At 70.0% G+C, this 14,727-nt stretch carries 12 protein-coding genes; 3 read left to right on the top strand and 9 right to left on the bottom strand.

Annotated elements, in window-relative coordinates:
• Positions 1-165: 165 nt before the first annotated feature.
• From recQ to rpsT, 5 genes are all read right to left on the bottom strand, one after another.
• Complete coding sequence (gene recQ / locus ASF20_RS13105) at positions 166-2,016, bottom strand: DNA helicase RecQ (RefSeq protein ID WP_056274777.1); 1,851 nt, start codon at positions 2,014-2,016, stop codon at positions 166-168.
• A gap of 287 nt (positions 2,017-2,303) precedes the next feature.
• Complete coding sequence (gene recF, locus ASF20_RS13100) at positions 2,304-3,431, bottom strand: DNA replication/repair protein RecF (protein ID WP_056274775.1); 1,128 nt, start codon at positions 3,429-3,431, stop codon at positions 2,304-2,306.
• A 60-nt stretch (positions 3,432-3,491) separates the two neighbouring features.
• Positions 3,492-4,613 (bottom strand): DNA polymerase III subunit beta, encoded by a 1,122-nt coding sequence (gene dnaN / locus ASF20_RS13095; protein WP_056222704.1) that lies wholly within the window; start codon positions 4,611-4,613, stop codon positions 3,492-3,494.
• 187 nt (positions 4,614-4,800) lie between these two features.
• Positions 4,801-6,315 (bottom strand): chromosomal replication initiator protein DnaA, encoded by a 1,515-nt coding sequence (gene dnaA, locus ASF20_RS13090; protein ID WP_056223003.1) that lies wholly within the window; start codon positions 6,313-6,315, stop codon positions 4,801-4,803.
• Between the two features lie 540 nt (positions 6,316-6,855).
• On the bottom strand, positions 6,856-7,122 hold the full coding sequence (gene rpsT / locus ASF20_RS13085; protein WP_055951936.1) for a 30S ribosomal protein S20: 267 nt from the start codon (positions 7,120-7,122) through the stop codon (positions 6,856-6,858).
• Positions 7,123-7,414: 292 nt separating this feature from the next.
• Here rpsT and speB point away from each other — a divergent pair, with 292 nt between their 5' ends.
• On the top strand, positions 7,415-8,353 hold the full coding sequence (speB, locus tag ASF20_RS13080) for an agmatinase (protein ID WP_348271547.1): 939 nt from the start codon (positions 7,415-7,417) through the stop codon (positions 8,351-8,353).
• A 270-nt stretch (positions 8,354-8,623) separates the two neighbouring features.
• Entirely contained in the window at positions 8,624-9,259 is a 636-nt protein-coding gene (locus ASF20_RS13075; RefSeq protein WP_056274771.1) for a glutathione S-transferase family protein, read from the top strand.
• Positions 9,260-9,303: 44 nt separating this feature from the next.
• Here ASF20_RS13075 and ASF20_RS13070 read toward each other — a convergent pair whose 3' ends face one another.
• The 4 genes from ASF20_RS13070 to ubiE form a co-directional block, all read right to left on the bottom strand.
• Complete coding sequence (locus ASF20_RS13070) at positions 9,304-9,591, bottom strand: hypothetical protein (RefSeq protein ID WP_244472648.1); 288 nt, start codon at positions 9,589-9,591, stop codon at positions 9,304-9,306.
• 269 nt (positions 9,592-9,860) lie between these two features.
• Positions 9,861-11,132, bottom strand: coding sequence for a bifunctional phosphopantothenoylcysteine decarboxylase/phosphopantothenate--cysteine ligase CoaBC (gene coaBC / locus ASF20_RS13065; protein ID WP_056274769.1), 1,272 nt, complete (start codon positions 11,130-11,132; stop codon positions 9,861-9,863).
• Positions 11,133-11,179: 47 nt separating this feature from the next.
• Positions 11,180-12,736 carry a 2-polyprenylphenol 6-hydroxylase gene (ubiB, locus tag ASF20_RS13060; RefSeq protein WP_056274768.1) on the bottom strand — a complete coding sequence of 519 codons (1,557 nt, stop codon included), beginning with the start codon at positions 12,734-12,736 and terminating at the stop codon, positions 11,180-11,182.
• A gap of 31 nt (positions 12,737-12,767) precedes the next feature.
• Positions 12,768-13,553, bottom strand: a complete 786-nt coding sequence (ubiE, locus tag ASF20_RS13055; RefSeq protein WP_056222692.1) for a bifunctional demethylmenaquinone methyltransferase/2-methoxy-6-polyprenyl-1,4-benzoquinol methylase UbiE — start codon at positions 13,551-13,553, stop codon at positions 12,768-12,770.
• A gap of 131 nt (positions 13,554-13,684) precedes the next feature.
• Between ubiE and mutM the strand changes: the two genes are divergently transcribed.
• Positions 13,685-14,584 (top strand): bifunctional DNA-formamidopyrimidine glycosylase/DNA-(apurinic or apyrimidinic site) lyase, encoded by a 900-nt coding sequence (gene mutM / locus ASF20_RS13050; RefSeq protein WP_056222690.1) that lies wholly within the window; start codon positions 13,685-13,687, stop codon positions 14,582-14,584.
• The last annotated feature ends 143 nt before the right edge of the window (positions 14,585-14,727 follow it).

Below are 14,727 nucleotides of genomic sequence, written 5' to 3'. Positions count from 1 at the left end.
ACCTGACGGGCAGCCGGTGCGGGCGGTGCTGAAGGCGTGATGATGGGGACCCGTCCGATTCGAAGCTGGCGGCCGCTGGCCGCGCCCGTCCCTACACGATGGCGATCCGAGTAGACGAGTGCGAAAGCGCATCCGGGCGCCGTCGGGGCGCCCCGACCGCACGTCCTACCGGGCGGCCGGCGCGTGGGACAGGAAATCCGCCACCGCCGCGACGAAGCGCTCGCCGTAGGCCTCGCGCTTGCGCTCGCCGACGCCGTGGACCGTGCGCAGGGCGTAGAGGTCGATGGGCTTGGTGCGCGCCATCTCGATCAGGGTCCGGTCGGGGAAGACCATGAAGGCGGCGATGCCCTCGGCCCGGGCGATGGTGGCGCGCAGGCCGCGCAGGTGCTGGAACAGGGCCTCGGTGGCGGGATCGAGATCCAGGCTCGCATCCTCGCGGGCCGCCCCGCGCTTGCGGTCGCGCGGCTCGGCCACCTTCGGCTCGGGGTCGGGCCGCATCTGGATGGCCTCGCGGCCGAACAGGATCGCCTCGCCCTTGTCGGTGAGCGAGAGCCCGCCGAACCCGTCGCCATTCTCGGTCACGGCCCCGGCGGCGAAGAGCTGGCGCAGCATCGCGCGCCAGGCGGCGATGGGCTTGTCGGCACCGACCCCGAAGGTCTTCAACGCCGCGTGGCCGTTACGCCGGATCGTGTCGGATTCCTTCCCGTGCACCACGTCGCAGACATAGGCGGCGCCGAAGCGCTGGCCGGTGCGCACGATGGCCGAGAGCAGCTTCTGGGCCGGCACCGTCGCGTCGATGAGCGAGACGCCGCTGCGGCAGAGGTCGCAGCGCCCGCAGGGTTCGCTCGCCTCGCCGAAATAGCCGAGCAGCGACTGGCGCCGGCAGGTGGCCCCTTCGCAGAGCGCGATCATGGCTTCCAGCTTGCGCCGCTCCACGCGCCGGCGCTCGTCCGGCACGTCCTTCTCGTCGATCTGGCGGCGGCGCAGGGCCATGTCGTCCAGGCCGTAGATGGTCAGGGTGTCGGCGGGCAGGCCGTCGCGGCCGGCGCGGCCGATCTCCTGGTAGTAGCCCTCGACGTTGGAGGGCATGTCGGCATGGCAGACGAAGCGCACGTCGGGCTTGTTGATGCCCATGCCGAAGGCCACCGTGGCGGTCATCACCACCCCGTCCTCCTGCAGGAAGGTGTCCTGGTTCCGCATGCGCGTGCCCTGGTCGAGGCCGGCATGGTAGGGCAGGGCGTTGAAGCCGTCCTTGGCCAGGGTCTCGGCCAGTTGCTCGGTCCGCTTGCGGGACGAGCAGTAGATGATTCCGCTCTCGGCGCGCCGGTGGCGCAGGAAGCGCTCGATCTGGCGGGTGGGGTTGTCCTTCGGCGTGAAGGTCAAGCGGATGTTCGGCCGGTCGAAGGAATGGACGAAGGCCTTGAGTTCGCGACCCGCCGGGAACAGCCGCTCGGTGATGTCGGCCCGGGTCGCCTTGTCGGCAGTGGCGGTGAGCGCCACGGTCTGGACGTTGCCCAGCGCCTCGCGGGCCCGGGCGAGGTCCCGGTATTCCGGACGGAAGTCGTGACCCCATTGCGAGACGCAGTGCGCCTCGTCCACGGCGAGCCGGCGCACGCCGGCGCCCCGCAGGGCATCCATGAGCCCCTCCATCATCAGCCGCTCGGGCGAGACGAAGAGCAAGCGCAGGTCGCCGGAGCGGATCTGCCGCCAGGTCTCGCGGGAGGTCGCCTCGGCGACGGACGAGTTCAGAGTCGCAGCGGCCACACCGAAGCCGAGCATCTGCTGCACCTGGTCGTGCATCAGGGCGATCAGCGGCGAGACCACGACGGTCAGCGACGATTCGACGAGCGCCGGCAACTGGTAGGTCATCGACTTGCCGGAGCCCGTGGGCATCACGGCGAACACGTCGGTCCCGTCGAGGACGGCGCCGATCACCTCGTCCTGGCCGGGCCGGAAATCGTCGTAGCCGAAGGTGGTCTTCAACGCGGCGCGAGCCTCGTCGAGGCGGCTTGTCATGGGCATCCTGGCCTGATGGTGAGCGGGCGGGCCGCTTGCGGCGCCGATGTGTCGGCAAGACGCTCGACGCGTCTACACGGGTGACGCGTCGATCCGGGGATCGGCATAATGCCTCTGACCATCCGAAGCGAGGAGGTCAATCGCCTCGCCGAGAAGGTGGCCACCTGGCCAAGACGAGCCAGACCGAAGCGGTGCGCCGGGCCCTCGCACAGGAGTTCATCGGCAACGACTTTTCGCAGACCGACAGTCCGGGGATTCTCGTCTGACGCTCCGACACCATTGGGCAATCAGTTCGACGCGATCCGCCCGTCCGCGACCTTGACCATATCGGCCCGCCCGTCCAGCTCGCCGAACAGGGCCGGGTCGGCCCCCGTCATCCAGACCTGCCCCTGCAGGGCTTCGAGGGCATCGAAGAGCCCGGCGCGCCGGCGCGGATCGAGATGGGCCGCGACCTCGTCGAGCAGGATCACGGGCGCCAGGCCGCTCATGGCCTGGACCAGGCGGGCATGGGCGAGGACGAGACCGATGAGGAGTGCCTTCTGCTCGCCGGTGGAGGCGGTGGCGGCGGGCACGTCCTTCGGGCCGTGGCGGACAACGAGGTCGCTGGTCTGCGGTCCGCTCAGGGTTCGGCCGGCGGCGCGGTCGCGGCTGCGGCCCTGGCGCAGGGCCATGCGGAAGCGGTCCTCGGCCTCGATCGCGGGCCAGACCGCCACGAGGTCGTCGAGGTCGCCTTCCAGGCGCAGGCCGGCCCAGGGAAAGGGCTGGGCATCGTCACGGGTCTCGGCGATGAGCCGATCCAGGCGCTCGGCAGTCTCGCGCCGGGCCAGCGCCACGGCGACGCCGAGCTCGGCCACCTCCCGCTCGATCGCGTCGAGCCATTGGCCATCGTTGGGCCGCTCGTCGAGCAGGCGGTTGCGCGAGCGCAGGGCGCGCTCCATCGCGTTGACGCGGGCGCCGTGGCTCGCGTCCACCGCGAGGACGAGGCGGTCGAGAAAGCGGCGCCGGTCACCGGCCGGGCCGCGAAACAGACCGTCGAGATCGGGGGTCAGCCAGACCACCCGGAGGAACTCCGAGAAGGCCACGGGCGAGGGCGCGGTGGCCCCGTCGATCCGGCACAGGCGGGCGGCGCGGCCGTCGAGGCCGGGCGGTTCGTAGCCGGTGCCGATCCGATGCTCGGTCTCATCCCCCGCCAGGGTCATGGACACGGCGAAGCCGCCCGGCCCGCCGGTCCGCGGCATCGCCGAGAGGTCGGCGCGGCGCAGGCCGCGTCCCGGCGAGAACAGCGAGATCGCTTCCAAAAGGTTGGTCTTGCCGGCCCCGTTCTCGCCCACCAGGGCGACGAAGCGACGGTCGACCGCGAGGTCGAGGTCGGCGTGGTTCCGGAAGTCGCGGCAGATCAGACGGGTGAGACGCACCCGCCTGCCCTTAGCCGATCACCCGCGGCCTGTCTCGCACCGCGACGCCACGAGCGGCGATCACACCCGCATCGGCATCAGCACGTAGAGGGCGGCGGCGCCCTCGCGGTCCTGGATCAGGGTCGGGGAGCCCGGATCGGCCAGCTTGAAGAGGGCGGTGTCGCCCTCGAGCTGACTCGTGATGTCGAGGAGGTAGCGGGCGTTGAAGCCGATATCGAGGGCGGGAGCGTCGTAATCGACGTCGAGTTCCTCGGTGGCGCTGCCGGAATCGGGGTTGTTCACCGAGAGGGCGAGGCGGCCCTCCTGCACGGCCAGCTTCACCGCCCGGCCGCGCTCCGACGAGATCGTCGAGACGCGATCGACGGCCTTGGCGAAGACGTCGCGCTCGACGGTGAGGAACTTGTCGTTGCCCGACGGGATCACGCGCTGGTAATCCGGGAAGGTCCCGTCGATCAGCTTCGAGATCAGCACCACACCGCTGGCGAACTTGAAGCGGATCTTGGCCGGCGACAGGTCGATCTCGACGCTCTCGCCGCCGTCCTCCACCAGCTTGATGATCTCGGCCACCGCCTTGCGGGGCACGATGATCCCCGGCATGTCGCGGCTGCCCTCGGGCGCCTCGATCTCGACGCGGGCGAGGCGGTGCCCGTCGGTGGCGACGCCGCGCATGCGCAGGGTCCCATCGACCTCGATGGTGTGGAGATAGATGCCGTTGAGATAGTAGCGCGTCTCTTCCGTCGAGATCGCGAACTGCGTCTTCTCGATCAGGCGCTTCAGGTCGGAGGCCGCGATCACGAAGCGGGTCGGCAGCTCGCCGGCCGCGAGATCGGGGAAATCCCCCTCGGGCAGGGCGCCGAGCGAGAAGCGCGAACGCCCCGAACGGATGGTCATCTGCCCGGTCTCGCCGCTGGTCTCGAGCGAGACCTGGGCGCCGTCCGGCAGCTTGCGCACGATGTCGTAGATGACGTGGGCGGGCACCGTGGTGGCGCCGGCATCCACCACGTCGGCCGGAATGGTCTCCGTCACCTCGATGTCGAGGTCGGTCGCCCGCAGCTCCAGGCTGCCTGCGTCGCAGCGGAGGAGGACATTGGACAGGATCGGGATGGTATTGCGGCGCTCCACCACGCGGTGCACGTGGCCGAGCGACCGAAGAAGGGCCGCACGCTCGACAGTGACTCTCATGGTCTGAACTCGTGGTCTCTCGTCGGACGTCGCCGGAACGGGCGCGATCGAAGCGCTCCGGTTCCACGTGCGCCCTGGCACCGTGGCCGTCGAACTTGGCGAAGCCTCCGGGCGAACGCAAGTGCGAGAGGCCGGCTATCCGCGGATGTTTCGGGGCGTCGCACGACGGCGCGACACCCCGGCGCGCTCAATCCTGCAGCATGCGCTTCAGAAGCTCGACCTCGTCGTTCAGGACGTTGTCCTCGCCGATCAGCTTGTCGATCTTGCGCACGGCGTGCAGCACGGTGGTGTGGTCGCGCCCGCCGAAGCGGCGGCCGATCTCGGGCAGCGAGCGCAGGGTGAGCACCTTCGACAGGTACATCGCGATCTGGCGCGGCTTGACCACGGCGGCGGTGCGCCGCTCGGACAGGATGTCGGAGCGCGAGACGTTGTAGCGCGAGGCCACCAGCTTCTGGATGTCCTCGATCTTGATGCGCTTGGGCTCGCGGTTCTTCACGAGATCGCGGATCGCCGTCTCGGCGGTCTCCATGGTCACGGCCGTGCCCGTGAGGGTGGCGTGGGCCAGGAGACGGTTCACGGCGCCTTCGAGATCGCGACCATTGGCCGTGATCGCCCGGGCGACGTAGGTGGCCACCGTCGGGGACACCTCGAAGTTCGGATGCGAGACCTGCACCGCGGCCAGTCGCGCCGAGAGGATCGAGGCGCGCAGCTGCTCGTCGAGGCTGCCGATCTCCACCACGAGGCCACCGGCCAGGCGCGAGCGCACGCGCTCCTCCAGGGCTTCGAGCTCGGTGGGCGGACGGTCCGAGGCGACGACCACCTGGCGGCCGGCATCGATCAACGCGTTGATGGTGTGGCCGAACTCGGCCTGGATCGACTTGCCCTGGATGAACTGGACGTCGTCGAGGATGAGGAGGTCGATGGCGCGCAGGCGCTCCTTGAAGGCCAGCGCGTTCTGGGTCTTCAGCGCGTTGACGAAGCCGTACATGAAGCGGTCGGCGGTGAGGTAGATCACCCGGCGGCCGGATTCCCGGGCGGCATGGCCGATGCCGTGGAGGAGGTGGGTCTTGCCCAGGCCGACGCCGGCATGGAAGTAGAGCGGGTTGTAGAGGGCACCCTGGCCGTCGTGGCGGGCGACGCGCTCGGCGGCGGCGTGGGCCAGGGCGTTCGAACGGCCGACGACGAAGCTCGCGAAGGTCAGGCGGTTGTCGAGGGGGGCGCCGTTGAGGTCGCCGCCGGCCTCGCCGCGCGGGGCCTGGGCCGACTCGCCCTCGGAGACGTTCAGGCCGTCCCCGTGCGACGGCATCGCTGAGCCGGCGGCCTGGAGGCGGGCGAGGGGGCTCGCGGCGCTGCTCGCCGTCTTCGGGACGCTGGGAACGGGGCGGGCCGCGGCGGAGGGACCCCGTACCGAGACGTCGAGGCGCGACACGGTCTCGACCTCGCTGCGGAAGGTGTTCAGCACCCGGTCGAGGTAGTGGGATTCGATCCAGCTCTTGAGGAATCGGGTGGGCACCGTGAGGCGGGCGGTTCCGTCCAGGACCTCCACCAGTTCGAGGCGGGCGAACCAGCTCGCGAACACATCCTCGCCCAATTCCGCCCGCAGGCGCCGCTTCACCCGGGCCCAGGCAGCCACCGTATCGGGACCGCTCACGCCGCTCATGCCCATCTCGGCATTGCCGGACACGCTACCGTCGACATGCATCATCGCTCTCCTCGTCCCGAGAGCGGAGGGCCGCCACCGGTACGTACGCACACTTGACTGACGTTGCGCCCCGCGAGGCATTCGCGAGACCCATATTGCCGGACCAGAGTCAACTGCCTCCGGGAAGGCTTTTGTCGATGAAGCAAGCCTATCAACAATAAGCTACGGTTCTCCTAACAACGGGACTTACGGGGATAGCTAAAATTGCAGCAATTCCGACGCGGGGTTCCGGTGCCGAGTCCAGGCGACGCTCCCACCTTGTGTACGATTCGCCCTGGACTCGCCGTAACCGGGTATTTGTTGGTTCATCGTGACACATCGTTAAGCTACACTCGCCCTCGACAGGTCGCAACAAGACAGATTCCAGTTAGCGTTAACGCCGTGTCACCGGATCTGTCCCGATTCGGGCGTGTCAGGGGCGTCGTCTCGCATGGTCTCGGTCGCGGCGGGCGCGTGCTCCGCGCAAGGGTCGCAGAAGCCGAAACGAAAAAAGCCCGGCATCGCTGCCGGGCTTTTTCGCGTCTCTGCTGGAAGGATGGCTTAGGCGGCGAGCGCCTTCACCCGCGCGGCGAGGCGCGAGACCTTCCGGGAGGCGTTGTTCTTGTGCACGATGCCGTGCTGGGCGGCCCGCATGATCTCGGGCTCGGCGGCGCGGAGGGCGGTCAGCGCGTTGGACTGATCACCGGCGGCGATGGCCTCCTCGACCTTGCGGACGAAGGTGCGCATACGGCTGCGACGCGAGCGGTTGACCGCGGTGCGCTTCGCAATCTTGCGGGTCATTTTCTTGGCCGACACGGTGTTGGCCATGGGGCATCCTCGTCACGTTTGAGGCGATCGCGACGGGCCCGCGGGCTTGAGTGTCGGTGGATCGCGTGCAGGTTGTTCGGGCAATGGCGAAGCCGACGATCGCGGAGTGCGCGTCCGTCGGCGATGTGGGCTCTATAGCCACGCGTTGCCGATCCGTCAACGGAACGTCATCGTGCCGTCGTCGGTTCGGCGCCCAGGGGGGCTGTCGACGCGCCACCCGAGCGCGAGAGGAGAGCGGATGCGGAGCGAGGCGGATCGGGCGCGGATCGCGCGGCATCGACCCCAATCGGGCATGGCGACCCCGCGATTCTCGGGGCTCGCCAGTTTCATGCGCCTGCCCGTGATCGACCCGTCCGAAGCTCCGGGGCGAATCGATATCGGCCTCATCGGCATTCCCTTCGACGGCGCGACCACCAACCGGCCCGGCGCGCGGCTCGGTCCGCGCGGCGTGCGCGAGGCCTCCACCGGCACCCGCGCCCGGAACGCGGCCACCGGCGTGGCACCCTACGACCTCGCGGCCTGCGCCGATCTCGGCGACGTTCCCGTCAATCCCGTCGACGTGGCCGCCACGGCCCGGGCCATCGAGGCCTTCTACCGGCCCCTGGCGGATGCCCGGATCGTTCCGCTCTCGGTCGGGGGCGACCACTTCGTGACCTACCCGGTGCTCCGGGCCCTCGGAGGAGCGCGTCCCGTCGGCCTGATCCACATCGATGCCCACGGCGACACCGATGACGCGCAGTACGACGGCACGCGCCTGACCCACGGCACCCCGTTCCGCCGCGCCATCGAGGACGGCGTCCTCGATCCCCGCCGGATGGTGCAGATCGGCCTGCGCGGCAGTACTGATTCGGCGGACGAGCTCGACTGGGCCCTGGCCCAGGGCGTACGCATCCTGCCGATGGAGGCGGTGATCGATCGCGGCCTGCCAGCGGTCCTGGCCGAGGCCCGCGCCGTGATCGGCCCCTTGCCGGCCTACCTGAGCTTCGACATCGACGCCCTAGATCCCGCCTATGCGCCCGGCACCGGCACGCCGGAGATGGGGGGCTTCACGGCGCGCGAGGCGCTGCAGATCGTGCGGTCCCTGCGCGGCCTGGATCTCGTGGGTGCCGATGTGGTCGAGGTCGCACCGCCCCTTGATCCCTCCGGTGTGACGGCGCTCGCGGGGGCGACTCTTGCCTTCGAGATCCTCTGTCTCCTCGCCGAGGCGGTTGAGGCACGCAGATCGGGTTGAGCGAGCGGCCGACACACGGATGTCCGGCGGACCGGTCGAGAACCTTCTCGCGCTGAATCGTCGGGAACGAACCGAATCGGTGCTCACCGACGAGAATGGGACGCGGGCAAGCCTGGATATTAGTCTGATAGCGGGCGTGCGCGACCTCAGGCGAGCGCGGAGCCGCACCCTCCCGGGCCCGGCGCCGCATCGGACACTGGTTCGAACGGTTGACCTGAGCGGTCCCGGCGCAGAGCCTGCGCCGACCGATTCACCCGGAAGGTCTGCCGCTTGGAACCCGATCTCACGCTCTACCACGCCCCCCAGACGCGATCCTCCGGCGTACGCATCCTGCTCGAGGAACTCGCCGCGCCGCACACGCTGGACGTTCTGGACCTGCCGTCGGGACGGGGGCGGGAGCCCGAGTACCTGCGGATCAATCCCCTGGGGAAGGTGCCGGCCCTGCGCCACGGCGAAGCGCTGATCACCGAGCAGGCGGCGATCTACCTCTACCTGGCCGACCTGTTTCCCGAGCGGGGCCTCGCTCCGCCCATCGGCGACCCGCTGCGCGGGCCGTACCTGCGCTGGATGGTCTTCTATGGCTCGACCTTCGAGCCGGCGGTGGTCGACCGGGCACTTCAGCGCGAGCCCGGTCCCAGGGCGATGTCGCCCTACGGCGACTTCGACGCGGTGCTGGGGACGGTAGTCGAGGCCCTGACGCCGGGCCCCTACCTCCTCGGTGACCGGCACTCCGCCGCCGATGTGCTGTGGGGCGCCGCGCTCAGCTGGACCACGAGCTTCAAGCTGGTGCCGGAAGAGCCCGCAATCATGGCCTACCTCGCCCGCATCAATGCCCGTCCCGCGGTCCGCAAGATCATGGCGGCCGAGGCCGCTCTCTCGGCGGAGCTGGAGGCGGCGCGGGCCTGAGCGAGGGGCCGCCCCCGTGCAGGAGAAGGGATACGGCCGGACGCTCAGCCCGGCGGCAGTGCCGCTCCGCTGCCCCGGGCCACCATCTCCTGCGGGGGAACGTCCGCCGCGAAGGCGGCGATCAGGTGAACGCCGATCACAGGGCCGAACACCAGTGTCATCATCACGGCCATGATCAGCGCGACGCTGGCGTCGCCCGGCGTGGAACGCCGTGTCCTGGGCCGGCGCGCCTTGACGCGCACGAGCTTGGAGCCATCCGCGCGGCGGAAGCTGAGGGTCCGCACGGGCGCCACGGCGACGCGCAGGCGTGGAAAGGCATTCGATAAGGTCATGGGCTCACCTCGTTCGACCGGGCCATCGGGGCCGGTCGCGGGCGAGCCGGATCAAGCGATCAGGCGCGGGTCTCGCGGAGGGCCATCGGCGGCGCGGTCCATCGACTACTGTCGCTGGGCATTGGGGTCGGGAGTTCCTGTGGAGCTGCGCGGGCGAGCGGATCTGCTGCACGTGCGAACGACGCCGAAATGATGCGGCGAGAGACGTTAGTCAAGCCTTAACGCGCCAGCCCGCGATCGGCTCCGCGCGCTTGTCCCGCGCCTGTGGATCAGGCGTCGAGGAGGCGGGCGAAACGCTGGATCAGCCTTCGACCGACCTCGTCCTTGTCGAGGGTCGGCCAGGTCTCGACGGTGCCGTCGCGCCCGACCAGATGGACGGTGTTGGCGGTGCCGCCCATCACCCCACCGGCCGGCGACACGTCGTTGGCGACGATGAGGTCGCAACCCTTGCGGGCGATCTTGGCGCGGGCGTTCTCGAGAACCCGGTCGGTCTCCGCCGCAAAGCCGACGACGAGGCGGGGGCGCCCGGCCGAGCGTCCCGCGATAGTGGCGAGGATGTCGGGGTTCTCGACCATGGCGAGGGGCGCCGGCGCGGAGCCGTCCTTCTTGATCTTGGACGCGCGCGTCTCGGCCGGTCGCCAGTCGCCGACGGCGGCGGCGAAGATGGCGAGGTCGGCGGGGAGGGCGGCCTCCACTGCCGCCAGCATCGCGCGGGCGGTCTCGACCGGGACCACCTGCACACCGGGCGGGTGGGGAATCGCCACCGGCCCGGAGACCAGGATGACCGTCGCGCCGGCCGCCGCCGCGGCGGCCGCGATGGCATGGCCCTGGCGCCCGGAGGAGCGGTTGGCGAGGTAGCGCACGGGGTCGATCGGCTCGTGGGTCGGCCCGGAGGTGACGAGCACGCGCCGGCCGGCCAAGGGGCCGGACGCGGCCTCAACGGTCGCGCCGCGTCCCGCCAGGAAGCCGAAGCCCGAGGCTGGACGGGCCTCCGCCAGCATCGTCTCCACCGCGTCGGCGATCTCGGCGGGCTCGGCGAGGCGGCCGGGCCCGAACTCCGCTTCGGCCATGGCGCCTTCATTGGGACCGACGACGCGGACGCCGTCGCCGCGCAGGGTCGCGAGATTGCGCTGCGTGGCCGGGTGCTGCCACATCCGCACGTTCATCGCGGGCGCGATCAGGATCGGCAGGGTTGTGGCCAACAGCACCGTGGCGGCGAGGTCGGACGAATCGCCCGTGGCCATGCGGGCCATCAGGCTGGCGGTGGCCGGCGCGACCACGATGGCGTCCGCGTCCCGGGCAAGCTTGATGTGACCGATGTCGGCTTCCTCGGCCCGGTCGAACAGGTCCGTATGGGCGCGTTCACCGGCGAGGGCCGCCGCCGCCAGGGGCGTCACGAATTCCTGGGCCCCCTTGGTCAGGAGCGGGCGCACCTGTGCCCCGCGCTCGCGCAGGCGCCGGATCAGGTCCAGCGCCTTGTAGGCGGCGATGCCGCCCCCGATGACGAGGAGGATGCGGCGGTTCTGGAGCGGGCGGGTCATGGTCGAACCCCTCGGGAGGCGAGCCTGACGGAGCGTTGCAAGGCAGGCTACCGGAACGCCATCACCAGCGCACCGATGGCGATGCCCCACAGGGCCACCGTCGACCAGATCGCGCGCTTGCGCTCGGCCCGGGCGAAGGCGTCGAGGCGACCGGCGTCGCTGGAACCCCGCTCGTCGAGGCGCACCAGGATGCGGCGCAGGCGCTGGGCGAGGTCGGGGAGGTCCGAGACCACGTCGGTGATGGTCAGAGCGGCGCGGCCGAGGCTCTCGACACGGCCCACCGGCCCGAGGTTGCGGGCGATCCAGGAGCGCACCACGGGCTCCGCGCCGGTCCACATGTCGAGTTGCGGATCGAGCGAGCGGGCGACGCCCTCGACCACCACCATGGTCTTCTGCAGCATCACCAGTTCGGTGCGGGTGCTCATGTCGAACAGGGCGGTGATGTCGAACAGCAGGGTGAGCACCTTGGCCATCGAGATCTCGTCGGCCTTGCGCTGATGGATCGGCTCGCCGATCGCTCGGATCGCCTGGGCGAAATCCTCGACCGAATGGTGCGCCGGCACGTAGCCGGCCTCGAAATGCACCTGGGCCACGCGCTTGTAGTCGCGCAGGATGAAGCCGAGCAGGATCTCGGCGAGGAAGCGCCGCTCCATGTGCCCAAGCCGGCCCATGATGCCGAAATCGACGGCCACGAGCGTTCCGGTCGGATCGACGAACAGGTTCCCCGGATGCATGTCGGCATGGAAGAAGCCGTCCCGGATGGCGTGGCGCAGGAACGACTGGATCACGGCCCGGCCGAGGGCCTTCGGGTCGTGCCCGGCCGCCACGATGGCGGCGCGGTCGTTGAGGCGGATGCCCTCGATCCACTCGCTGGCGAGCACGTCGCGGGCGGTCAGCTCCCAATCGGGCTTCGGCACGCGGAAATCCGCGTCGTCCCGGGTGTTCTGCGCCAGCTCGGACATCGCGGCCGCTTCGAGCCGGAAGTCCATCTCCATCATCACGGAGCGGGCGAGGATCTCCACCACCTCGCGGGGGCGCAGGCGCTCGGCCTTGGGCGAGAGCACGTGGACCACGCGGGCCATGAAGCGCATGACCTGGAGGTCGCGCTGGAAGCGCTCGCGCACGCCCGGGCGCATGATCTTGATCGCCAGCACGCGCTCGGTGCCGTCGAGGTCGAGGATATGGGCCTTGTGGACCTGCGCGATCGAGGCCGCCGCGATGGGCGGGCTGAACGAGACGAAGAGATGCGCCACCGGCTTGCCCAGGGCCGCCTCCACGAGGCGTATCGCCGTCTCCTGCGGGAACGGCGGGACACGGTCCTGCAGGGTCTCGAGGTCGCGGGCCGCCGCCATGCCGACGATGTCGGGGCGGGTGGCGAGGAACTGGCCGAACTTGACGTAGCTCGGCCCGAGGCGCGTCAGGGCGCGCTGGAGCGGGCCGGCGCCGACCCCTAGGCCGGGACGCTCCAGCATCCGGCCGATCCGCAGGACGAGGCGGAGGTGCGGCGGCAACTCGGTCGGGTCGACCAGGGCGAGGGCGCCCTCGCGCGCCAGCACGAAGCCGACATGCGCGCCGCGGGCCAGGTGAACGACGGCGCCGAGCATCAGGCGGCCCGCGTCGTCACGAAACCCGCCGTCACGAGACCTTCCAGCCCGAATGGATCGCCACGATGCCGCCCGTCAGGGGCCGGTGGCTGACGTGCCGGAACCCGGCCGCCTCGATCATGCCGGCGAAACGCCCGGGGGAGGGGAACTTGCGGATCGATTCCACGAGGTAGCGGTAGGAATCCGCGTCGCCGGCCACGCGCGCGCCGAGGCGCGGGATCACGTGGAACGAGTAGGCGTCGTAGATCCGGTCGAGCACCGGCAGGTCGACCTTCGAGAATTCGAGGCAGAGGAACCGGCCGCCGGGCTTCAGGACCCGGTGCGCCTCGGCGAGCGCCTTGTCGATCCGGGGTACGTTCCGAATGCCGAAGGCGATGGTGTAGGCATCGAACCGCTCCGCCGGGAGGGGCAGCGCCTCGGCATTGGCCGTGACGAAGTCGATGCGCCCGGTGAAGCGGTCCCCGGCCCGCTCGGCGCCGACGCGCAGCATGGCCTCGTTGATGTCGAGCACGGTGGTGTGCGTCGCGGGGCCGCCGGCCTCCAGGGCGCGGAACGCGATGTCGGCGGTGCCGCCGGCCACGTCGAGGTGCCGGAAGGGCCGGTTGCGCGGCGGCCGCAGCATCGAGATGAGGTGCGACTTCCAGGCGCGGTGCAGCCCACCCGACATCAGGTCGTTCATGAGGTCGTAGCGCTTGGCGACGGAGCGGAAGACGTCGTCGACGCGCCCCTGCTTCTCGTCGAGGGACACGCTTTCGAAGCCGAAATGCGTGCTCGCCTCGTCCGCGGATTGATCGACCGACCGTTTCACCGAACTCATGGACCACCCTCTCGCGGACGCTCATAGCGAAACGTGGCCGAAATCGCCATCTGCCATCCGAGCCCAGTCCCCATCGGCGACGCCGCACGTGCCCCATCGGCGATGCCGCACCGAAGACACCGATCGAACGCATGCCCGAACTCCCGGAAGTCGAAACCGTACGGCTCGGCCTCGCCCCGGCCCTGGTGGGGTCCCGCTTCAGCCGCGTGATCCTGCGGCGTCCGAACCTGCGCTTCCCGTTCCCCGACCGCTTCGCCGAGCGCCTAGAGGGTCGCACGGTCACGGACCTCGCCCGTCGGGCGAAGTACCTCGTGGCCGGTCTCGATTCGGGAGAGTCGCTGATCATGCATCTCGGCATGAGCGGGCGCTTCGACGTGGCCCTGCCGGACGGGCGCAATCTCTCACCCGGCGATTTCTACCTCGAGGGCGCACAGGGCAACGCCAAGCACGACCATGTCGTCATGGCGATGTCGAACGGCGCCACCGTGACCTACAACGACGTCCGGCGCTTCGGTTTCATGGATCTCGTTCCGACCCCCGCCCTGGGCGAGAGCCGGCACTTCGCCGGCATGGGGATCGAACCCCTGAGCGAGGCCCTGACCGCGGACGCCGTCGCGCGCCTGTTCCGCAACAGGATCACGCCGCTGAAGGCCGCCCTCCTGGACCAGCGACTGATCGCCGGTCTCGGCAACATCTACGTCTGCGAGGCCCTTCATCGGGCGGGGCTGCACCCCGAGATGCGGGCGGGACAACTCGCCAGACCGGACGGGACGCCGACACCGAAGGCCCGGCGGCTCGCCAAGGTCATCGGCGAGGTTCTGACCGAGGCCGTGGCGGCCGGAGGATCGACCCTGCGCGATTACGCCCATACCGATGGCGGCAGCGGCGCGTTTCAACACGCGTTCCGGGTCTACGACCGGGTTGGTCACCGTTGTGGAGCGCGGGGATGTACTGGCACGATCGAGCGGATCGTCCAATCCGGGCGATCGACATTCTTTTGCGCGACTTGCCAGATCCGTCCGACAAAATAACGGGGGATGATGACGTGCCGCACCTTCGTTCGGGAAATGCTCAGACCTGGCTCGTTAAAGCTCATTTCGTAAATGGATGCGAACATGATGTCCGGCGAATGGGCATCCGGTTCTTCGGAAGACTGTCCGTCCAACTACACGAT

Source organism: Methylobacterium sp. Leaf88 (genome assembly GCF_001422795.1).
Taxonomy (GTDB): Bacteria; Pseudomonadota; Alphaproteobacteria; order Rhizobiales; family Beijerinckiaceae; genus Methylobacterium.
The sequence above is the reverse complement of the archived record's forward strand: the minus strand, read 5'-3'. Positions and strand labels throughout refer to the sequence as shown.